The sequence below is a fragment of the uncultured Rothia sp. genome, assembly GCF_916715725.1.
GTDB lineage: Bacteria > Actinomycetota > Actinomycetes > Actinomycetales > Micrococcaceae > Rothia.
Map to the genome: position 1 here is coordinate 1 of NZ_CAKAPD010000012.1, position 21,042 is coordinate 21,042.

At 57.9% G+C, this 21,042-nt stretch carries 19 protein-coding genes; 1 reads left to right on the top strand and 18 read right to left on the bottom strand.

Annotation, left to right across the window (positions count from 1 at the left end):
• Positions 1-392 precede the first annotated feature (392 nt).
• The 16 genes from tyrS to infC form a co-directional block, all read right to left on the bottom strand.
• Positions 393-1,697, bottom strand: coding sequence for a tyrosine--tRNA ligase (tyrS, locus tag QZ822_RS07125; protein WP_294643630.1), 1,305 nt, complete (start codon positions 1,695-1,697; stop codon positions 393-395).
• Between the two features lie 166 nt (positions 1,698-1,863).
• The gene (locus QZ822_RS07130) at positions 1,864-4,158 is read right to left on the bottom strand and encodes an AAA family ATPase (protein ID WP_294643631.1); all 2,295 of its coding nucleotides are present in this window, start codon (positions 4,156-4,158) and stop codon (positions 1,864-1,866) included.
• A 226-nt stretch (positions 4,159-4,384) separates the two neighbouring features.
• Entirely contained in the window at positions 4,385-4,960 is a 576-nt protein-coding gene (locus tag QZ822_RS07135; protein ID WP_294643634.1) for an adenine phosphoribosyltransferase, read from the bottom strand.
• Positions 4,961-5,094: 134 nt separating this feature from the next.
• Positions 5,095-6,699, bottom strand: a complete 1,605-nt coding sequence (locus QZ822_RS07140) for an AMP-binding protein (protein WP_294643636.1) — start codon at positions 6,697-6,699, stop codon at positions 5,095-5,097.
• A gap of 164 nt (positions 6,700-6,863) precedes the next feature.
• Positions 6,864-7,349, bottom strand: a complete 486-nt coding sequence (locus QZ822_RS07145; RefSeq protein WP_044150633.1) for an arginine repressor — start codon at positions 7,347-7,349, stop codon at positions 6,864-6,866.
• A gap of 395 nt (positions 7,350-7,744) precedes the next feature.
• Positions 7,745-8,524 carry a hypothetical protein gene (locus tag QZ822_RS07150; RefSeq protein ID WP_294643639.1) on the bottom strand — a complete coding sequence of 260 codons (780 nt, stop codon included), beginning with the start codon at positions 8,522-8,524 and terminating at the stop codon, positions 7,745-7,747.
• Between the two features lie 191 nt (positions 8,525-8,715).
• The gene (gene pheT, locus QZ822_RS07155; RefSeq protein WP_294643641.1) at positions 8,716-11,286 is read right to left on the bottom strand and encodes a phenylalanine--tRNA ligase subunit beta; all 2,571 of its coding nucleotides are present in this window, start codon (positions 11,284-11,286) and stop codon (positions 8,716-8,718) included.
• A gap of 3 nt (positions 11,287-11,289) precedes the next feature.
• Positions 11,290-12,417, bottom strand: a complete 1,128-nt coding sequence (pheS, locus tag QZ822_RS07160; RefSeq protein ID WP_070594156.1) for a phenylalanine--tRNA ligase subunit alpha — start codon at positions 12,415-12,417, stop codon at positions 11,290-11,292.
• Positions 12,418-12,654: 237 nt separating this feature from the next.
• Positions 12,655-13,176, bottom strand: coding sequence for a hypothetical protein (locus QZ822_RS07165; RefSeq protein WP_049352677.1), 522 nt, complete (start codon positions 13,174-13,176; stop codon positions 12,655-12,657).
• Positions 13,177-13,489: 313 nt separating this feature from the next.
• Positions 13,490-13,972 carry a (deoxy)nucleoside triphosphate pyrophosphohydrolase gene (locus QZ822_RS07170; RefSeq protein ID WP_070507681.1) on the bottom strand — a complete coding sequence of 161 codons (483 nt, stop codon included), beginning with the start codon at positions 13,970-13,972 and terminating at the stop codon, positions 13,490-13,492.
• Positions 13,973-13,988: 16 nt separating this feature from the next.
• Positions 13,989-14,804, bottom strand: a complete 816-nt coding sequence (locus QZ822_RS07175; RefSeq protein WP_294643644.1) for a DUF421 domain-containing protein — start codon at positions 14,802-14,804, stop codon at positions 13,989-13,991.
• An 18-nt stretch (positions 14,805-14,822) separates the two neighbouring features.
• Complete coding sequence (locus QZ822_RS07180; protein ID WP_070687935.1) at positions 14,823-15,743, bottom strand: cation diffusion facilitator family transporter; 921 nt, start codon at positions 15,741-15,743, stop codon at positions 14,823-14,825.
• Between the two features lie 91 nt (positions 15,744-15,834).
• Positions 15,835-16,746, bottom strand: a complete 912-nt coding sequence (locus QZ822_RS07185) for an RNA methyltransferase (RefSeq protein WP_294643695.1) — start codon at positions 16,744-16,746, stop codon at positions 15,835-15,837.
• A gap of 238 nt (positions 16,747-16,984) precedes the next feature.
• On the bottom strand, positions 16,985-17,365 hold the full coding sequence (gene rplT / locus QZ822_RS07190) for a 50S ribosomal protein L20 (protein WP_005507127.1): 381 nt from the start codon (positions 17,363-17,365) through the stop codon (positions 16,985-16,987).
• Positions 17,366-17,479: 114 nt separating this feature from the next.
• Positions 17,480-17,674, bottom strand: coding sequence for a 50S ribosomal protein L35 (gene rpmI, locus QZ822_RS07195; protein WP_004006287.1), 195 nt, complete (start codon positions 17,672-17,674; stop codon positions 17,480-17,482).
• A gap of 197 nt (positions 17,675-17,871) precedes the next feature.
• Entirely contained in the window at positions 17,872-18,573 is a 702-nt protein-coding gene (gene infC, locus QZ822_RS07200) for a translation initiation factor IF-3 (RefSeq protein ID WP_005507875.1), read from the bottom strand.
• Between the two features lie 293 nt (positions 18,574-18,866).
• Here infC and QZ822_RS07205 point away from each other — a divergent pair, with 293 nt between their 5' ends.
• Complete coding sequence (locus QZ822_RS07205; protein ID WP_012903892.1) at positions 18,867-19,289, top strand: DUF1844 domain-containing protein; 423 nt, start codon at positions 18,867-18,869, stop codon at positions 19,287-19,289.
• A 149-nt stretch (positions 19,290-19,438) separates the two neighbouring features.
• Here the strand turns inward: QZ822_RS07205 and QZ822_RS07210 are convergent, their stop codons facing one another.
• Together QZ822_RS07210 and QZ822_RS07215 are read right to left on the bottom strand one after the other, a co-directional pair.
• Positions 19,439-20,227 (bottom strand): HisA/HisF-related TIM barrel protein, encoded by a 789-nt coding sequence (locus QZ822_RS07210; RefSeq protein ID WP_294643646.1) that lies wholly within the window; start codon positions 20,225-20,227, stop codon positions 19,439-19,441.
• The gene (locus QZ822_RS07215) at positions 20,227-20,970 is read right to left on the bottom strand and encodes an imidazole glycerol phosphate synthase (protein WP_294643648.1); all 744 of its coding nucleotides are present in this window, start codon (positions 20,968-20,970) and stop codon (positions 20,227-20,229) included. The genes QZ822_RS07210 and QZ822_RS07215 overlap by 1 nt, the downstream gene beginning before the upstream one ends.
• Positions 20,971-21,042 lie beyond the last annotated feature (72 nt).

Consider the following 21,042-nt stretch of genomic DNA (forward strand, 5'->3'; position numbering starts at 1 on the left):
AAAGGGCCTTGAAAGGGTCTCAAACACCCTCTCAGACACTAAATCGCCTAGTCAGCGCGTTTTGTGGGTGCTAAAAAATCTTCAAAAAACTTCTAGAAACCTCAAAAATCTGCGAATTCCCCTCGCTGGAGCCCCAAAACAGGGTCGAAAGGCGCCCAAAGCCCTCGCCAACAAAGACAAACCAAGAAACCCCAGAGCCAGAGGGTAGCAGAACGATACAAGACAGAGGGCAGCAGAACGATACAAGAAGAGCCCCTCCTGATGGAGGGGCTCTGTGTATATAGGGAACAGAAAAGGAGGGACACTCCCCCACCGAACATTCAGTACTAAACACTCAGCAGAGAAGCACCCCTCCCATCTATATGTATCGAGAAGACTAAATCAGCTCTGTATTAGATCAGCTCTACAGCACCCTGGTTCTTCTTGCCGCGGCGAACCATCGCAAAACGACCGTGCAGCAGATCATCCTTAGAAATAGCTGCGTCCTCGCCCTGAACCTTCACGCCGTTCACCGAAGCGCCGCCCTCCTTCAGAATGCGACGAGCCTCAGAGTTAGACTTCGCAAAGCCCAGCTCAGTCAGAACAGAAATCATGTCCAGGCGGTCCTCGGACAGCTTAGCCGAAGGAAGTTCAGCAACCACAGACTCCAAGGTAGCCTCATCCAGAGCAGCGAAATCGCCCTTACCGAACAACGCCTCCGAAGCAGCCACAGCCTGATCAGTAGCCTCAGTACCGTGAACCAGCGAAGTCACCAGGTACGCCAGAGTCTTCTGAGCCTCACGCTTAAACGGTTCCTTCTCAACCTTCTCCGCAAACTCAGCAATCTCAGCACGAGTCAAGAAAGTAAAGACCTTCAAACGATCCAGCACATCCGCATCCGCAGTGTTCAGCCAGAACTGGTAGAAAGCGTACGGCGAGCACATCTGCGGGTTCAGCCAAATAGCGTTACCCTCGCTCTTACCGAACTTAGTGCCATCAGAGTTAGTAATCAGCGGAGTACCAATAGCGTGAACGCTCTTACCCTCCACCTTACGAATCAGCTCAGTACCGCTCGTCAGGTTACCCCACTGATCAGAACCACCGGTCTGCAGAGTACAACCGAAACGACGGTTCAGCTCCAAGAAGTCCAGGCCCTGCAGAATCTGGTACGAAAACTCGGTGTACGAAATGCCCTCGTCGGAGTTCAGGCGCTTCGCCACAATCTCCTTCTTCACCATGGTGCCCACGCGGAAGTGCTTACCAACATCGCGCAGCAACTGCAGAGCAGACATCTGACCGCTCCAGTCCAGGTTATTCACCATACGGGCAGCGTTCTCACCCTCGAAAGACAGGAAACGCTCAATCTGAGCACGCAGAGACTTAACCCACTCAGCAACAACCTCAGGAGAGTTCAGCACACGCTCAGACGTCTGACGCGGATCACCAATCAAACCGGTGAAACCACCCACCAAACCCAGCGGCCTGTGACCGGCCAGCTGCAGACGACGCATCACCAGCAGCTGCACCAAGTGACCCAGGTGCAAAGAAGCCGCAGTCGGATCATAACCCGTATAGAAAGTCAGGCTCTCCTCGCTCAGCGCCTTCTCCAAAGCAGCCTCATCAGTGCTCACGTGCACCAGGCCGCGCCACTTCAGCTCCTGCCAAATATTCTCGAAGGTATCGTCATTATGCTGCGCGTTGAGGATCTCGGCAGACATGCTTCTCCCATTCACAAGGTAACAACGCCCGAAGGCGCTCGAACAAAATATGTAACAAGCCTAGCACCGCACCAGCCCAAACGCTCAGAAAAACCCAAGCGAGCGCCCAAACCGGTGCGGCACCGGCTCAAAGAAATAACAGATAGAGGCTACACGAGCCGCAAGGCTACAGACCCGCGGGCATCCGCGAACCCACCATGTGCAGGCGCTGAGTCGGACGAGTCATCGACACGTACAAGTCGCCCACAGCACCATCAGCATCATCAATCAGCTGCTGCGGCTCAACAATCACCACAACATCAAACTCCAGGCCCTTCGCCTCCCACGGAGTCAGAACCAGCACCTGATTCTCCAACGCAGTCTGCGCGGTACCCGTACGATCAGCATGAGCACGAGCCACAGCCTGAGCCGTCTGAACATACAGGCTCGGCGGGCACACAACACCAATCAGCGCGCCACCCGAATGAGCGACCTCCTCGCTGACCACGGCCACGGTCTGCTCCACAACAGACTCGGCGGCAACCTCATGAACCAGCGGAGGCCACTGGCCCTCACGCACCGCACGAGGCGCAGACACCTCATAACCAGCAGCCTGAGCAACCGACACCGCCGCCTCAGCAATCTGAGCCGGAGTACGGTAATTAATCGTCAGCTCCTCCAGAGTGAAACGCTCACCCACAAACGGCTCCAACGCCTGCGACCACGACGAAGCAGCCGCAGCAGAAGAAGCCTGAGCAATATCGCCCACAATCGTAAACGACTTCATCGGGCAACGACGCATCAGCAAACGCCACTGCATGGGTGAAAGCTCCTGAGCCTCATCCACCACAATATGGCCATACGCCCACGTACGATCAGCCGACGCCGCAGCCGCAGCAGTCATACGCTCGCCACGAACCTCATTCATCATCGCAATCTGCTCAGGAGTAATCACACCATCAGCGCCAATATCCTCCAGCGACTGGTGAACATTCTCCAGAGCCTTCGCCGCATTCTCAAGGTTCGCGCGATGCTCCGCCGCGGCACGAGCCGCAGCAGCCGCACCGGTCACCTTCGAAAAATCACCCAAAAGCTCAGCGGCCTCATCCAGCAGAGGAACATCAGCCTCCGTGAAGGGGGCATCCGCCGGGCGGGCCAGCAGCTCACGCTCAGCCTTCGACAACTCACGAGTCGCAGACTCCAGATAGTGCGGCTTCGAAAACAGCGAACGCAACAGAGTCTCCGGCGACAGCGGCATCCACGCCAAGTTCAAGGCACGGCGCACATCCATCGAAGCACGCACATCATCCTGCAGATACGGACGCTCCACCACACGACCCGCCGCACGGTTCAGCTGATCATCCAGCTTCGCGGTCAGCTCCTTCAACAGAATCTTCACGAACGTCTCACGAGCCTCATTATGGGGCTTACCCGTCGAACGAGCACGAGAACGAGCCGAACGAACCATCTCCGGAGTCAGCTCAACATCAGTACCCTCAACATTCAGACGCTGAACCTGAGCCGGCACCTTCTGACGATCCGCCACCGCACGCTTAATAACCTTCACCATGCGCAAATCGCCCTTCAACGCGGCAACCGCGCGGTCCTTCTCAGGCACAGCACGCAGACCCGGGTACAGGGTCGCCAACGAAGCCATCACCACGCCGGTCTCACCCAGCGAAGGAAGCACACGCTCGATATACCACATGAACGAATTCGACGGACCAACCACCAGCACGCCAGCCTTCGACAGGCGCTCACGGTTTGTGTACAGCAGGTACGCCGCACGATGCAGCGCCACAGCAGTCTTACCGGTACCCGGGCCACCCTGCACAACACGCACACCCGGCAGCTCCGAGCGGATAATCACATCCTGCTCAGCCTGAATCGTCGCCACAATATCGCCCATGCGGCCGGTACGCTTCTTATTCAACGCCGCCAACAGAGCACCCTCACCGTGGAGGGTGTCCTCATCCTGCAGCATCTCCGAATCGAAGACCTCATCCTCAATATTTACGACAGTGCGGCCCTCAAGCATCAGGTGACGGCGGCGGCGCACACCCATCGAGTGGAAAGCAGTCGCCTGATAGAAGGTACCCGCCTCCGGGGCACGCCAGTCCATCAGCAGACGCTGCTGATTGCTATCCGTAATACCAATACGACCGATATAACGCACCGCATCAGCGCCCTCACGGTCCATATCCAGTCGGCCAAACGTCAGACGAGAATCCACAGCATTCAGCTGCGCCAAACGATCCTCATAGTGAGTAGCAAAAGAGTCACGCTCCGAACGGTTCTGATGACCGCCCACCGCCTGATTCTTACGCACAGCAGCCAGCTTCTCAGCCGTCTCCTCACGGAGCTCATCCAGGCGAGCATACACGCGAGCAACATACTCACGCTCCGCAGCCATCTGCTCAGCAAACAGCTTCTCAGCCGCCGAAGAATCAGCAGACTGCTGGGGTAGAGATTCAGATGACACGTAAGCTCCTTAAACCTATGGTGTCTCAAAGACAGGGTGCGACAGACACCCAAAAATACGGGTCACTATTTTACAGGACAGGCTCCGAAGGGCAGAAATATTACCCCCGTAGAAAACCCGCACCGGCCCATACAGAAAAGTGCCCCACCGGCTCAACCGGCAGGGCACCCCTCATCACTATCAGCTACACACGCCCAACCGGCGGTAAGCCTCAAACTCTATAAAACTACTTCGACGGCAGCGGGTACTCAGACACCAAGCTCAGCGTCTCAAGACGGTAACCATCCAACGCCTCACGACCGCCCAGACCATCCAGCTCCAGAAGAGCGCCAACGCCGGCAACCTTCAGGTTCGCGCGCTCCACCAGCTTCGCGGCAGCCACCAGGGTACCGCCAGTCGCCAGCAGATCATCCAGCAGAAGCACACGAGTACCCGGAGCGAAATCATTACAGTGAATCTCAATCGCCGCGCTACCGTACTCCAGCGCATACTCCTCACGGTACGTCTCACGCGGAAGCTTACCCGCCTTACGAACCGTCATCACGCCAGTGCCGGTAGCGTACGCGAGCGCAGAAGCCAGCAAGAAACCGCGAGCCTCAACACCAGCCACCACATCAAACTGACCCTCAAAACGAGTAGCCAGCTCATCAATGCACGCCTTGAACACCTCAGCATTAGCGAAGAGAGTGGTCACATCGTAAAAGAGGATACCCTCATGCGGGTAATTCGGAATCGTAGCGCAAGCAGCCGGAATCAACTGCTCAATAGGGGTTCGCGAAGCCTCAGAAGCGGGAACGCTCATGCTCTCTCTTTCGTGAAGGGGATAGTCCCGAAAAAAACACCCGGGAACAATAACGCGGTAGAAGCCGCCTACAAAATTCTACCCTCTTCACCCGCGCTTGTCCTCAGATGAGCGACAAGAACCATCTGCCGGGATTAGCCTCTCTGAATCACAACCCGCAAGTCACGCTTAAGAATCTTGCCGGTCGGCCCCAGCGGCATGCTCTCCACCATCACGTAGCGGCGAGGATACTTATACGCCGCCAAACGAGTACGCGCCAACGCATTCAACTCCGCCTGCAGCACGCCCTCATCAGCACCCGGACGCGGCATCACCACGGCGACAATCTCCTCGCCCACGCGCTCATCCGGCACGCCCAACACAGCTACCGACTGCACCTGCTCATGGGTATAGAGAACATCCTCAATCTCACGCGGATACACCGAATAGCCGTTACGCAGAACCATGTCCTTAATACGGTCCACAATAAAAATATTGCCCTGCTCATCAACACGAGCAACGTCGCCGGTCGCAAACCACTCGCCGTCAAAAACCTCAGCAGTAGCCGCCGGATTGTTCCAGTAGCCAGCCATCACATTCTCACCGCGCACCCACAGCTGACCGCTCACGCCCGGCGCGCACTCTGAACCTTGCGGGCAACGGACCTGCACCTGCACGCCCGGCAGCACACGACCCACCGAACCGAGCACCATGCCAAACTCCGCCTGATTAAACGAAACCACCGGCGACGTCTCACTCAAACCGTAACCCTCATACACCGGGCACTCAATCAGTGTTTTCAACGCAGAATGCACCGGCGCAGGCAGCGGCGAACCGCCCGAAATACCGAAACGGATGCGACCACGCAGCGAGCGCGCACGCTCAGGCTCAGCCTCCAGCGCCGCCGCCAACGACACATACATGCTCGGGACCGCAGCCAACACCGACACCCCGGCACGCTCCATCAGATTCAGCGCACCATCAGGGGTAAAACGCGGCAGCAAAGCAACCGTAGCCGACGCCGCAAACGCCGCGTTCATCGACACCGTCTGACCGAACGCGTGGAACAGCGGAAGACCGCCAAAAATGACGTCCTCAGCGGTGAAACCAAAAACGCTCACGCAGCTACGAGCATTCGAGAGGATATTCGCGTGAGTCAGCGTCGCGCCCTTCGGACGACCAGTCGTACCCGAGGTGTACAGAATAATCGCCGGGTCACTCGCCGCCACCGGGACAGGCTCCAGAACAGCAGCCGACGGAACAGCATCCGACAGCGCGCTATCGGCAGGCGCATCAAAAGGAGCCACCGGCGAACCCTCTCCCCCGGTGAAAATCTCACAACGAACCGAACCGTTCTTCACCGGTACCGTCGAGGAAGCCTCCGACGCCAGACGAGTACCCGCAAAAGCAAAAAGCACCTTTGCCCCGCTATCGCGCAGATGATAGTCCAGCTCAGCACCCGACAACAGCGGATTCAACGGAACACAAATCGCACCCGCAGCCACAATGCCGTAATACAACGCCGGCATCAACGCTACATTCGGCATAGACAACGCAACACGGTCGCCACGCTCAACGCCGAGCGCCGCCACATGACGCTGAACCTGCGCAGCCGCAGACGCCAACTGCGCGTAGCTCACCACCTGCACATCAGCAGAGTCAGAAGCCGGAATCGCCAAAGCCGCCTTGGCCCCAGAACCAGAAGCAGCCTCCGCCAAAAGGTAGGCAATATTGTTCGCTGAATCGTGCATTTCAGACATGATAGAAAACTCTCACCACAGAAAAATCGGTAAATCTAAAAAGGAGAAGCCGAGCTAGAAGCCCGGCAAGGAGCCCGGAAAAGAGCCCAAAGACAGCAGAAGGGCGTACCTTCAACCGCTCCCCCCGAAACATCAGAAGAACAGCGCAAGATACGCCCCAGCTACTACTGAGCAGCAGACCAATCCAAGAAGCTCTCGGCAAGCGCAGCCCCACCATTGGGGTCACGAGTAACCACAATGACCGTATCGTCACCGGCAATAGTGCCCATGATCGCTTCAAGACCGCCCTGGTCAATCGACGACGCCAAGAACTGCGCGGCACCCGGAGGAGTACGCAGAACCGTAATATTCGCCGAACCCTCAGCGGTAATCAGCAGCTCCTTAAACAGGGAAATCATACGGGCATCAGGTGCAGTACCGCCGCCACGACGAGCAGGATAATTCGGCACAGCATAAATCAAGCCGGCGCCTTCATCACGGATGCGCTCAGCGCCAATTTCAACAAGATCACGGGAAAGGGTCGCCTGAGTAACCTTCATACCATCATCGGTCAGGTACTGCGCCAGTTCAGCCTGGGAGCGGACACGTCGGGTCTGCAGCAATTCAACGATGCGTGCCTGACGCGCGATCTTGGTCGAGGGGAAAGGCATAATATCTCTTCTTCCTACGGTGCCAATCACGAATTCAGAACGGAGCTGCCCAACGGTGGCGCAGCGCAACATTCTTTACTACCCAAGATAATACATATGCACATAAATATGCGCACCAAATACGGATTATTCCAAGATATGGGGGAAATTTCAGGGTTTATCTCACCAGCTGTCACGCAAAACGCCGCGAATGTAACGTGTATCTACACATTCGGGCGCATAACCTCGCAATGAATGCATAGCGTGCAAGAACATTGTGGGCTGGTGCGCCGCGCCGGTCAAGAGACCTCCGACAGGCGAGCATGAAAAAGGAGCCCGCCTCCAGCAACACCACGTGCGCCAGAAACAGGCTCCTTCAACAAAACTTCGAGGTAAATCCTCAGGACTCAGAACGCCTAGCGTTCATCCTCCACCAGACCATCCAGGTCCTCATACTCGACATCGCGCGATCGGCGGTTCAGCCACACAGCAAAACCCAGGCCCAGCAGAAGCACCAGCACCGCACCAACAATACTTGCGATACCGGCAAAACGCTCAGCATTCACGCTGTCCTCAGTCACAGGCTTCAACGTGCCCTTCTCAGCGGTGTAGACGACCTCAAGAGTGCCGCCCTTCTCCACCAACAGGCCGTCTACCTCACGCGGGAACTCGGAGGGAACATCACCAGTCTGCGAACCACGGAACTCAATCGGAGCACCCGAAGTCACCTGATACTTATCCTTCAGGTTCGACACATAGGTCTTACCATTCAGCGCGTCATCAGCCGGCAGGTTGCCCTTATAACGAGCAACATTACCCTTCGTAATCAGGTCAGGAGTCAAATCCTGGTAGGTGCCCTGAATGACCCAGCTCTTACCGGCATACTCGGCGTTATTATTCACCGACGCAAAAGCACGGACACCCGCAATAGCCAAAACAATGGAAAGAATAACCGCAACAGCAGCAGAAAGAACCGACAGCCAGTTCACACCCGGACGGTCATCCAGCTCTTCCTCACTCATCGCGAAAAGAGAGGAGTTCTCTTCTTCATCGTCGTAATCCTCGTACTCGTCGTACTCCTCATACTCAGGGTCTTCATACTCAGAGTCATCGTACTGAGAATCCTCGAAATAGGTTTCTTCGACCTCAGACTGCGACAGCTCGTCCTGCTCGCGCGAGTTCTCTCGATTAGCCATTACTCTCTCCCTCACTTCATCTATCTTCTAGGGTACCCATAACCACATGAGTTCACCAAGGAAAGCGCTTATCAGCGCTTCATGAACACACCGACGGGTAAACCCACGACGCAACGCCAAAAGCTACGGGGTGGGAGCCAGCGACTCCCACCCCGTCAGCACTAGGCACTACGCCATAGGGTTAGACCCGGTTAGACACGCGGTTCTGCACCCAGCTGCTCAACAGTCGCAGCCACAGCAGCCTCACGAGCAGCCGACGCCTCATCGGCAGTTAGCGTACGATCCGGCGCACGGAAACGCAGCGCAAATGCCAAGGACTTCTTCGACTCATCAATACCGGTACCGCGGTAATCATCGAACACGCGGATATCCTCCAGCAGCTCGCCAGCGCCCTCACGCAGAACACGCTCCACCTCAGAAGCAGGCAGGTCGCGATCCACCAGAAGCGCCACGTCCTGAGTAGCAGCCGGGAACGTCAGCACCGGAACAGCCTGATGCGCCTCAACACGACCAGCGAACAGCGCCGAGAAATCCAGCTCAAACGCGCAAGTACGCTCAGGCAGGTTCAGCTCCTGCAGAAGCTTCGGGTGCAACTCGCCAGCGAAACCAACACGCTCACCGGCAGCGTTCAGAACCTCAGCCACACGGCCCGGGTGGAACGCAGTGTGCACACCATTACGCACCTGAATCTCAGCAGACACAGCGGCAGCCACCAGACGCACAGCGTCCAGAGCGTCACGCCAGTCGTAAGCACGCGGAGCAGCACCCGGCATCGCCTCGTGCTCAGTACCTGCGAACAGACCAGCAATGAAAGTGGGCTGCTGCGGAATACCGGCATTCAGATCAGCCAGAACCTCATCCGAAGGACGAGCACCCAGCGGCGGAATAGACTCCGAACCCAGCTGCTCACCCGGAATGAACACGTGACCCGACTCAAAAATAGCCAGGTTCTTGAAACCGCGAGACAGGTTACGCTTCAGAACCTCAACCAGGCCCGGCAGCAGCGAGCGGCGCATCCAGCCCTCAGCCGAAGAAATCGGGTTCTCCAGGCGAATCGAAGGAACCTCGGTCACGGGGTTCTCGGGGGTGCTCACCCACGGAGCCGACCACAGGTTATTCGCATCAGCCGACACGAAGGGGTACGCGAACACCTCAGTCAGACCGGAAGCCGCCAGCGTATTCAGCGCACGACGCTTACCCGCCTGCTCCGGAGTGTAACCGCGGCCCGCAGGAGCCACCGGCAGAGTCGAGGGGATGTTCTCGTAACCGTCGATACGTGCGATTTCCTCGGTCAGGTCTTCCTTCGCGCGCAGGTCGGTACGCCACGACGGAACGGTCACAGCGTAACCGGACTCGGTACGCTCCACCGAGCAACCAATCTCACGCAGGCAGGACTCAATCTGCTCCGGCGAGTAATCCACGCCGATACGACCGGCAGTGTAATCAGCCGGCAGGTCAATCACGACCGGCTCGTAACCGAGGGATACGTCAGTAACGCCCGGCTCAGCCTGAGCACCAGCCAGCTCAACCAGCAGCTCTACCGCACGCTGGGCAGCTGCAGCCTGAATCTGCGGATCCACGCCACGCTCAAAACGCTTCGAAGACTCAGAAATCAGCTTGTGGCGGCGAGCAGTACGAGCCACCGACACCTCATCAAAACGAGCAGCCTCAACCAGGATACGGGTGGTCGAATCAGTCACCTCAGTGGAGGCGCCACCCATCACACCGGCAAGACCAATCACGCCCGAATCATCAGCAATAACAATGTCCTCGGGGTGCAGAACACGCTCCACACCATCCAGGGTCACCAGCTTCTCGCCAGCAGCGGCGCGGCGCACCACAATCTCACCCTGAACCTTGTCAGCATCGTAGAAGTGCAGCGGCTGACCGGTCTCCAGCATCACGTAGTTCGAAATATCCACCGGCAGCGACAGCGAGCGCACACCCGCCAGACGCAGACGCGAAGACATCCAGGTCGGAACCGGCGCATCCGCCTTCACGCCCGAAACCTCGCGCATCACGAAACGAGTGCAGCCCGGGTTACCGTGAATCGGGGCGTCATCACGCAGGACGACAGCGTGGCCGGACTCGTTCGCCTCCGGGGCGCGCTCGCCGTACGCCAGCACAAAATCCTCGAAGGAAGAACCGGTAGCGTGGCACCACTCGCGGGCAATACCGCGCAGAGAGAACGCGTAACCGCGGTCCGGGGTCACGTTGACCTCAGCAGCCTGATCGTACAGGCCCAGCAGCTCCATCGCGTCGGTGCCAACCTCCGGGTCCAGGCCCAGGGTCGAGAGCACCAGGATGCCGCCGTGGTCATCGCCAATACCCAGCTCACGGGTCGAGGCAATCATGCCAGCCGACTTGTGGCCGTAAGTCTTGCGGGCGGTAATCGCGAAACCGCCGGGCAGAACAGCACCGGGCAGGGTCACAACAACCTTGTCGCCGGGCTTGAAGTTGTGGGCACCACAAATAATGCCCTGAACGCCGGAAGGCTCAATGCCCTTACCGGTCAGAGTCTGTTCCTGACCTTCCGGAACCACACGCACCTGGCACCAGTTCACGGTCTTGCCGTTAGAGTGAGTCTCCGGCTCCATGGAGAGCACCTGGCCAACCACAATTGGTCCGGACAGCTCATCAGAGGGGCGGTGAACGTCTTCTTCTTCCAGGCCAACCTTCACCAGGGTTGCCATCAAATCTTCAGCCGAAGCATCCTCGGCTACAGGCACGAACTCGCGCAGCCATGACAGGGGTACACGCATAATTTAGATCTCCATCCCGAACTGCTCAGAGAAACGGATGTCGCCTTCAACCATGTCATGCATGTCAGCGACGTTGTTACGGAACATGAGGGTACGTTCAATACCCATACCGAAAGCGAAGCCCGAGTACTCCTCAGGATCGATACCCGCAGCACGCAGAACATTCGGGTTCACCATGCCGCAGCCGCCCCACTCAATCCACTGCGGGCCGCCCTTAGCGTTCGGGTGCCACAAATCCAGCTCAGCGGAAGGCTCAGTGAACGGGAAGAAGTTCGGGCGCAGGCGGATCTTAGCGTCCTCACCGAACATGGCGCGTGCCATGTACTCCAGGGTGCCCTTCAGGTCAGCCATCGTCAGGCCCTTATCCACGGCAAGGCCCTCAATCTGGTGGAAGACCGGGGTGTGGGTCGCGTCCAGCTCATCGGTGCGGTACACCTGACCCGGGCACACAATGTACAGCGGCAAATCACGCGAAAGTAGCGAGCGCATCTGCACCGGCGACGTGTGAGTGCGCAGCAGCAGGTGAGCGTTCTTCGGCTCAACGTAGAAAGTGTCCTGCATTTCGCGTGCCGGGTGATCCGGCTTAATGTTCAGAGCGTCAAAGTTGTACCACTCAGACTCCAGCTCGGGGCCGTCAGCAACCTCCCAGCCCATACCAACGAAGATATCAGTCAGGCGCTCCTGCATCAGAGCAATCGGGTGGCGGCCGCCCAGGGAACGGCGAGGCGAAGCAGCAGAAACGTCCACAGCTTCCTCAGCCAGGATACGAGCCTCACGCTCAGCCTCCAGCTCGGCGGTACGAGCCTCAATAGCCTCAGTCAGGGCTGCACGAGCCTGACCCATCAGCTTACCCACCGGGCCCTTGTGCTGGTTCTGAAGATCACGCATCTGGCGGTTAGCGATGCTCATGATGCCCTTCTCACCGAAGAAGCTCAGGCGCACCTCCTTGAGGCTGTCAAAGTCCTTAGCCTTCTCGCGAATCTCCTGGCGGGCGCGCTCACGCTCAGCCTCAAAAGCCTCACGGATAGCGTCCAAACCGTTCTCGGGGTTCTCCTCCAGAACCTGCGCAATGCGGGCGAGAACCTGAGCCGGGCCGTTAAGACCCTCGTGTTCCTGCACGGAATCGGTCATTGTCACTCTTCTCTGCATACCACCGGCACTATGCCGGCTGGCTCGTTATACACCTTAGGCAGCACCGTCTGCTCTCCCCCGGCTACCCGCACAGGGTGCGGAACAGGGGGATGGCGACGGGCGTATATCCTATCCATTTTAGACCAGAGAAGGAAGCGCAAACAGCAGAACGCCCGGATAGTCCATCCGGGCGTTCTAGAGTATATCTTTTCAACAACAGGGTTGAAGAGGGTACTTCTACTTCAGAGCCTGCTTCACAGCCGGGTCAAAAGAAGCACGAATCCACAGCACGTTCGCAATGAACCATGCCGCGTACAGGGGCACGAAGCCGTAGCGCTGAGCGTCAATGACATTACCAATCAGAGACAGAATCGCCACGAACGCACCCAGAATCGCAAAAATCAGACCGACAGTCAGGCCCAGACGCTTGCCCTTCTGAATCGTGAAGTAGACCCAGATGTACACAACCGCAGAAACAACCAGCAGGCCGATACCGCCTGCAACGCCGACCTCCGGCAGACCCTTCAGCGGGGACAGGTTATCCGGTGCGAACGAGGAAATAACACCGTGGATCAAGCAGAGCAGCGCGGAGACAATCATAATCTCCTGCAGACGCAGAATCTTCGGGTGCTTGGTCGGCGAGTGGAACAGAATTCCGCGCGGCTCAGCGCCGCCTTCCTGAATATAAATAGCTTGAGTGTCCGAGGGAACCGCGTCGGAGCGGTAGGCACCCGGATCAAACGGGGGTTGAGCAGTCATCATTGTCTCCCAATACGTATGTGATTTCTCCCTCAATACTACCCGCCTACCGATTGGTTTCCAAAGTATGTATCCGTGTCGAACCCATATATGACAAATTCCTCTCCCCCACAAATACACAAGTCAGAATCACCTGGCGCATAATTCACCCTCAAAAGATGCATAAAGGCGGGACTCCCCGAAAGGAATCCCGCCTTCAAACAGCGTCAAAAAAGATAGAGAAAATTTATCCTGTTACCGCCGCGAACGTGTCACATAACGGTGACTTAGCCTCGCAACGAACTAGCGCAGAGCATTAGGTCAGACCTTGGGTCTACGCCTCGCCAGTGCCAGTGTCCTGCAGCTGCTGCAGGAGCGCTTCCACAATCGGGAAGTCAGCAGGAATCCACGGCAAACCCAGCAGGTCATCGTACGCCTGCGCGTCATCCTTAGACTTCGGCAGCGGCATCCACCGCAGAGCACTATGATCTTCCAAAGTATCCGGAGTACCCGAAAGAATCTCAGCAAAGAACACACGCATCGCCAGACGCTCGCTCAGACGCCAGCCCTGCGGATACGCACCGGGCACCTCAGCACCCAAACGCGCCTGCACGCCCAGCTCCTCCTTCAGCTCACGCACCAGCGCCTGCTTGCAGCTCTCCCCCGGCTCGACCTTACCGCCCGGGAACTCCCACATGCCGGCAACAGTCTGCGGCTCAGAACGCTGAGCCACCAGCATACGGGTCGGAGCCACCAAAGAATCAACCACGGCGGCGCCAACCACCTGAACCTCAAACGAGGGCGACACTTCACTCATCTTTCTCTACCTTCTTCTACGCTTTAGAATCCTTCATCGGATGCGCATCTTCAGCAGCGTGCTCCGCTACTTCCTTCTCTGCATCCTCAGTATCCTCAGGCTCAGGAGCTTCCTCCACGCCTTCCTGCCACTCTTCTTCCTCATCATTCATATTCGAGGCTTCTGCCACCTCACGGCGAATATTAGTGCCGTCATTCAGCAGAATCAGAAGGCGGTTACCGTTCTTGAACTCCATGAGGAAGACATCCTCAAGCTCGACCTCAGCGGCACGCAACTGTAGGTACACCCAATCCTCGGTCTTGTGCGCATCCGCGATATCGCGAGTGACCAAGCTACCCTTCACAATCAGAGCAAAGTTCGGCACACCGTCGCCCTTACGGATCACGCTCAGCGCACCGTTCGGTTCAATCTGAGCGAACTCAATGTCTTCCAGGTCGTAAATACCCTGCGCACGAAGGTCAGCAATCAGGCGCATCGGATCAAGAACCACATCTGCCTGCTGGAAGCTCTTAATATCGATATCACCATCCGTAATGACCGGCACGCGCTGCTCACGCACCGCCATATGCAGAAAACGAATCTTCGTGGTCGCCACGTTCAGCAGCTGAATCATGCACAGCGTAAACACCATGTAGATGACAAAGTAGAACAGGCTAATCTGCTTGCTGTACAACACGCCACCGAACACACCACCGATGACAAAGTTACCGATGGTATCAATCGGGGTCTGGTGCCCCGCCTGAGAACGGTGAGTCAGACGCAGGTACACCAAAAGAATGATCAGGCCAACGAAAATCTTTAGCAAACCATCAACGATCATCTCAACGGTCATAACAAAAATCTCCTAGAACTAAGCCCGGAAAATATCCGGCTCCAAATAAATGATGCGTGCCGCAGGAACAGCCTCGCGAATACGAACCTCAGCCGCGTCAATCTCATCAGCCACCGCACGACCAGTGTCAGCATCATGAATGCGAATCTTTGCCGCCACCAGAATCTCCTCAGGACCCAGGTGCACAGTCTTAATGTGGATAATGCGCTCGCTATCGCCATCCTCAATCGCCGCACGAATCTTCGCCAAATCCTCCGGCGAAGCAGCCTCACCCAAAATCAGCGACTTCATCTCCACCGCAAGGAACACAGCAATAAAGACCAGCAGCACACCAATAGCCAGGGTGCCGAACGCATCCCACAGGCCATTACCGGTCAGCAGGGTCAGACCCACGCCAAAGAGCGCAAAAATCAGACCCAGCAGCGCACCCGCGTCCTCCAGCAGAAGCACCGGAAGCTCCGGGTTCTTCGAAGTACGCAAGAAACGCATCCAGCTCTGCTTGCCCTTCAGCTCACGCGACTCCTTCACCGCCACGCGGAACGAATTACCCTCCAGCAGGATCGAACCCACCAGAACAGCCACCGGAACCCACTGCCACTCAGTAATACCGTGCGGGTCATGCAGCTTCTCATAACCCTCATACAGGGCGAACAAGCCACCCAGGGCAAAGATAATAATCGACACAATAAACGCGTAAATATAGCGGTTACGGCCATAACCAAACGGATGTTCCTCATCAGCCTGCTTCTGCGAAGCACGACCGCCCAGAAGCAGCAGCAGCTGATTACCGGAGTCAGCCACCGAGTGAATAGCCTCCGCCAGCATCGACGACGAACGAGTCAGCGCAAAAGCCAAAAACTTCAGCACCGCAATACCCAGATTCGCGCCCAGCGCGGCAATAATCGCGCCCGAACCCGAATGACCAGAAGGAGCAGACATAATTTCCCTTTCTCAGCCCTAAACTAAAACTCTAAAACCCATGATGCTAAAGCGGCCCACCGCTGTACCACAGCCGTGAACCGCCCAAAACCTAGCGAGAAACGCCGCGCTGAGCCATCGCCGAAGCATACAGGCACACAGCAGCAGCCGTACCCACATTCAAAGACTCAGCCGAACCATAGACAGGAACAGCCACGCGCATCGTAGCGGCACCCTTCTCTTCAGCGTTCAAGCCCTGCGCCTCATTACCGAAAAGCCACATCGTCGGCTTAGAAAGATCAAAATTACCCTTCACGCCGGAGGGGGCACTCGCCTCCACACCGGCACGACGAGCCGCAGTGTACTCGCTCAACTCCTGCAGATTCACCGCACCATAGCCGTCAGCAGCCAACACAGCAGTACCCTGAGACTTCACGTCCTCCGCGAAATCCTCCAGCTGCACGCCCTGAATAATCGGCACATGGAACAGCGAACCCGCGGTAGAACGCACCGTCTTCGGGTTATACAAATCCACCGAACCCTTAGTCGTAATCACCAAGTCAGCACCGGCCGCATCAGCCACGCGAAGAATAGTGCCCGCATTACCCGGATCCTGCACGCGAGACAGCACAGCAATCAACTTCGGGTTCAACGCGCCCTCACCCCACAGCAGCGAGAACGACGCATCCACCATAAAGGAAACCGCAATAATACCCTGCGGGCTCACCGAATCAGCCATCGCCTCCAGCACTTCATCGGTCACCACACGCATAAAGACGCGGCGGCCCTCCTCCGGGGTGGGAGTGCCGTACACCTGCTCCAGCAGCTCAGCGATATCCTCATGACGGTCAAAAGCCGCCTCCGTGACATACACAGCGTCCAGGATGGGGCTCTTCAGGTGCGCCTTCAACGCCTCACGCACAGCCTGCGGGCCTTCCACCAGGAACTGGCCCTTCTTCGTGCGCGCCGCGCGGGTACGCAGCTTCGCAATATCGCGCACACGATCAGCCTGCGGATTGGACATCACAACGGGGGTACTAATACGTTCAAAAAAGTTCACTCTTAAAGGGTACAGGCAAAGACGCACCCAAAGAACGCAGAACAGTCAGAAGCACAACAGCCACAAGCAGAACAGTCACAAGAGCCCCCAGATACGCAGAAAGCGGCCGCCCACACTCAAAAGTGCAGACGGCCGCTCACGACGCTTGAGCATCCCACCCCGAACCTAGATCTTCAAGGCAGAAGCACACAACCTAGGCTAATTAAGCCTTGGGAGCCGAGGTGTCCTCGGGCAGGTTGTTCTTAGCAATCTCAACCAGTGCGTTGAAAGCAGCGGGCTCGTTAACAGCCAGCTCAGCCAGCATACGGCGGTCAACCTCAACACCAGCAGCCTTCAGGCCCTGGATGAAGCGGTTGTAAGTCAGGCCCTGTGCGCGGGAAGCAGCGTTGATACGCTGAATCCACAGGCGACGGAAGTCACCCTTCTTCTTACGACGGTGGTCGTAGCTGTAAACCAGCGAGTGAGTGACCTGCTCCTTAGCCTTACGGTACAGGCGAGAACGCTGACCGCGGTAGCCGGATGCACGATCGAGAATAGTACGGCGCTTCTTGTGCGCGTTAACCGCGCGCTTCACACGTGCCACGTGTGTCTCCTTCGTCTTATGTCCTGAACAGCTCACATATCACGCTGAACAGGAGCGAGTCTTTAATCAGTGCGCACCACTATCAGTGCGCCAGGTGCAGAGAGTAAGCGTTGCTTACTTACCCAGCATCTTCTTGACAACCTTTGCCTGGCCGCCGGTAACGATCTGGTCAGAAGCCAGACGACGGGTCAGACGAGAGGACTTGTGCTCCAGGTAGTGGCGGCGGTTCGCCTGCTGGCGCTTAACCTTGCCGCTACCGGTGAGCTTGAAGCGCTTCTTAGCACCAGAGTGGGTCTTCTGCTTCGGCATAGCTGCCGTTCTCCTTACATTCATCCCCCGCCACAACGGCGGGGTAGCTTAGTGGGGTTGAGCGATACACGCATCAGCCCCAAGGACCAAAGGTGAGGCACCCCCAACGAGGTGCCTCGGAACCGGCACCGGGTGAACCCGCAACACCCACCCAACGGTGGAGGCGCGTGCCCATCCTAAAGTGACGACCCGGTTCCCTACTCGGCGGAAGCCTGTGCCTTCAACTCGGCAGGCATAGCGTCTGCCAGAGAATTAGTTACGGGCTTCGCCTTGGTCGTGTCAATACGCTCGCGACCCTTGCGACCGCCGGCGCCCTGCTCACGGCGAGCCTCTGCCTTACCGCGAAGCGGAGCCAGAACCATCACCATGTTGCGGCCATCCTGACGGGGGCGAGACTCAACGGTGCTCACCTCAGCCAGCTCAGCCGCCAGACGCTCCAGCAGACGCACACCCATCTCGGGGCGCTGCTGCTCACGACCACGGAACTGAATCATTGCCTTGACCTTGTCACCACCGGAAAGGAAACGACGAGCGTGTCCAACCTTGGTTTCGTAGTCGTGGGTATCAATCTTCAGGCGGAAACGGATCTCCTTCAGAACGGCATTAGCCTGCTTCTTGCGGGATTCACGAGCCTTGATCGCGGCTTCGTACTTGTACTTACCGTAATCCATGAGCTTGCACACGGGCGGCTTCGCGTTCGGGGCAACCTCGACCAGGTCGAGTTCGGCGTCCTCAGCCAGACGCAGAGCGTCCTTCAGAGGGACAACGCCTACCTGCTCGCCACCGGGACCGACAAGACGGACCTCGGGAACGCGGATACGATCGTTAATGCGTGGTTCGCTAATGACTAGCTCCTGTGCTCTGTGGGTTTCCCCGTGAATACTATCCGTTGCGGGCACTAAAAAAGCCCCCGCAGTTACACAAGCGGAGGCACAAACCAGCGTACGCCGAAAGCGGCGGACGAACCCGTTCACCTCAAAACTCGCAAACAAACGCCTGCGGCGGTCAACCGGGTGGGAGACATGCTCCACTTGCAAACTGCCTATAACCATACCGCAGAATCCCCGACTGACGCAAGGAATTAGACGTAAAACACCATAAAAATTGCGGTCCTGACCGCGGGAAGTCCACGGACGCGCCCACTCTTAAGGACGCATTTACCGAAACAAACGAAATATGAGATTCTAGGACTATGAGCACTGAAAACACGAGTTTCCGCTTCACCGCGGAAGAAGAAACCCCCGTACACGGCCACACCGAACTCACCGAAGAGCAGGTCGAAGCCGTCAACGAACAGCTGCGCGACATCGCAGACGTACCCGCCATCGAAATCATCAGCTCCGCAGCCATCCACATGATGAGCGCCGCAGCCGTCAAGTGCGGCCTCGCAGCCGACGAAAACGCCGACGACCTCAAGGACCTCGACGAAGCACGCAAGCTCATCACCGCGCTGGCAGGCCTCGTCACCGCCGCAGCACCCGAAATCGGCTCCCAGCACGCAGCGCCCCTGCGCGACGGCCTGCGCACCCTGCAGCTCGCATTCCGCGAAGCATCCCCCTTCCCGGACGAGCCCGGCAAGGGCCCCGGCGAAAAGCTCACCGGCCCGGTGTACTAAACCGTACCCGGTCTATTCACAGCGAAGCCCCGTCTCCCTCACGATGAGGAAGACGGGGCTTCGTCGTATATAAGCCTGTGCGGACAAGGAATCTACCCGGGCTAGATATGCGGGCTAGAGCAAGCCGGCAGCTTTAGCAGGAACAAAATTTAGCGGGAGCGGGAGCCGGCAGCCTCAAGAGCCTGCTCAAAACTAAAGTTGCCCACATACAGTGCCTTACCAAGCACCACGCCCTCCAGCCCATAAGGCACCATGGAACGCAGCTTCTCAAGATCAGCCAGCGATGCCACACCACCGGACGCCACCACCCGACAGGCGCTCTGGGCAAGCACCTCATCCAGCAGCTCCGCACCGGGACCCGCCAGAGAACCGTCTTTACTCACATCCGTAACGATATAGCGACGCACGCCCGCGCCCTCCAGCCAAGCCAGCGCCTCCGCCAGGTCAGGGCCCGACCAGTCGGTACCGCGAGCCACCGTCACCCAGCCCCGCTCGGGGTTGTAGCGGGCGTCGAGCCCGAGGGCAAGAAGATCAGAATCAGCGTAGCGAGCCAGGGTGCTTTCAAGCCAGGAAGAATCCGCCAGAGCCGCACTGGTCACGTTCACGCGGTCCGGATTCAGACTCAGGGCGCGCTCCAGGCTCTCAGCATTACGCACGCCGCCACTAACCTGAATACGAACCGGGTCAGAGTTCTGGGCGCTCTCGGCACGGACGGCGGCAACCACCTCAGCCAGAACCTCGGTATTCGTACCGCGACCAAACGCCAAATCAAGGTCGACCAGGTGAATCCAGCGGGCGCCAGCCTTCACCCAGGTCAGAGCCGCCTCCATCGGGTCGAGGCGCTGCTCACCACCGGACAGGGTGCCGCCCACCGGGCGCACCGCATAGCCTTCAGAAATATCAACAGCGGGCAGAAGTTCAAGAACGGGCGCAGACATTAGTTACCTCCTGCAACAGTAGCGGAGTCGTCAGAAGACAGGCGACCGGTCACCGCCAGGGACGCAACCCAGCGACGCATAAACTCCGCGCCCAGCTCGCCGGAACCTACCGGGCAGAACTGCACCGCCGTCAGCGGACCGTTCTCAACCGCCGCAATATACGCAGGTTCGGTGACAGTCCAAGTCACTGCAGGAGGGGCGATATATTCAATGCTCTGATCAAAAGCCCACTCAAAAACGCCGTGCTCAGACTTGAAGTGAGCCTCGCCCTCAAGGTCCTTGAGTAGCGTGCTATCGGTAGACGGGCTCAGAGCGGAAGTTCCGGGCGCCAGGTCGCGAGTCGAAAGCTCCACACCCTCACCGGGCCACTCCCCCATGCCCTGCACCTGAACCTGCCCCATCTGCGGATGCTCCACCGTAACGGACTCAAAGAGGCAGCTCAACGCCGCGCCGGCAACCAGCACCGGACGACCGCCGGCAACGCGGCGACCAATCACACGCTCGGCATCCTTAGCTTTCAGGTCTTCGTATGCCTCAAGAGAGCTCGCGCCGCCCGTAACCGCCATGCCGTCAGCCTCACGCAGCTGATTGGGCACGGTAGTGACGATAACGTCCGCCCCCGCATCCTGAAGAAGCTTCACCAGGGCGCCACGAGTTCCGGGTTCGCCCAAGACGGCAACCACAGGACGAGCGCTCTGCACAGTTTCAGTTTCGACGGGTGTGGATTCAGCGGGGACAGGCATCGGCGCGCTCCTATTTCAGAGGGTCAAGAATTCATGTAGTTCAGGCACTACAGTTTGAGCCAGATAGCGGGT

Excerpts from the sequence above, each read along its gene's own strand:
- pheS (WP_070594156.1), bottom strand. The coding sequence starts at position 12,417 with ATGACCGATTCCGTGCAGGAACACGAGGGTCTTAACGGCCCGGCTCAG.
- QZ822_RS07150 (WP_294643639.1), bottom strand. The coding sequence starts at position 8,524 with ATGGCTAATCGAGAGAACTCGCGCGAGCAGGACGAGCTGTCGCAGTCT.
- rpmI (WP_004006287.1), bottom strand. The coding sequence starts at position 17,674 with ATGCCGAAGCAGAAGACCCACTCTGGTGCTAAGAAGCGCTTCAAGCTC.
- QZ822_RS07180 (WP_070687935.1), bottom strand. The coding sequence starts at position 15,743 with ATGTCTGCTCCTTCTGGTCATTCGGGTTCGGGCGCGATTATTGCCGCG.
- QZ822_RS07185 (WP_294643695.1), bottom strand. The coding sequence starts at position 16,746 with ATGTCCAATCCGCAGGCTGATCGTGTGCGCGATATTGCGAAGCTGCGT.
- QZ822_RS07175 (WP_294643644.1), bottom strand. The coding sequence starts at position 14,804 with ATGACCGTTGAGATGATCGTTGATGGTTTGCTAAAGATTTTCGTTGGC.
- QZ822_RS07205 (WP_012903892.1), top strand. The coding sequence starts at position 18,867 with ATGAGCACTGAAAACACGAGTTTCCGCTTCACCGCGGAAGAAGAAACC.
- pheT (WP_294643641.1), bottom strand. The coding sequence starts at position 11,286 with ATGCGTGTACCCCTGTCATGGCTGCGCGAGTTCGTGCCTGTAGCCGAG.
- tyrS (WP_294643630.1), bottom strand. The coding sequence starts at position 1,697 with ATGTCTGCCGAGATCCTCAACGCGCAGCATAATGACGATACCTTCGAG.
- QZ822_RS07135 (WP_294643634.1), bottom strand. The coding sequence starts at position 4,960 with ATGAGCGTTCCCGCTTCTGAGGCTTCGCGAACCCCTATTGAGCAGTTG.
- QZ822_RS07165 (WP_049352677.1), bottom strand. The coding sequence starts at position 13,176 with ATGACTGCTCAACCCCCGTTTGATCCGGGTGCCTACCGCTCCGACGCG.
- QZ822_RS07145 (WP_044150633.1), bottom strand. The coding sequence starts at position 7,349 with ATGCCTTTCCCCTCGACCAAGATCGCGCGTCAGGCACGCATCGTTGAA.
- QZ822_RS07140 (WP_294643636.1), bottom strand. The coding sequence starts at position 6,699 with ATGTCTGAAATGCACGATTCAGCGAACAATATTGCCTACCTTTTGGCG.
- QZ822_RS07170 (WP_070507681.1), bottom strand. The coding sequence starts at position 13,972 with ATGAGTGAAGTGTCGCCCTCGTTTGAGGTTCAGGTGGTTGGCGCCGCC.
- QZ822_RS07210 (WP_294643646.1), bottom strand. The coding sequence starts at position 20,227 with ATGTCTGCGCCCGTTCTTGAACTTCTGCCCGCTGTTGATATTTCTGAA.
- QZ822_RS07215 (WP_294643648.1), bottom strand. The coding sequence starts at position 20,970 with ATGCCTGTCCCCGCTGAATCCACACCCGTCGAAACTGAAACTGTGCAG.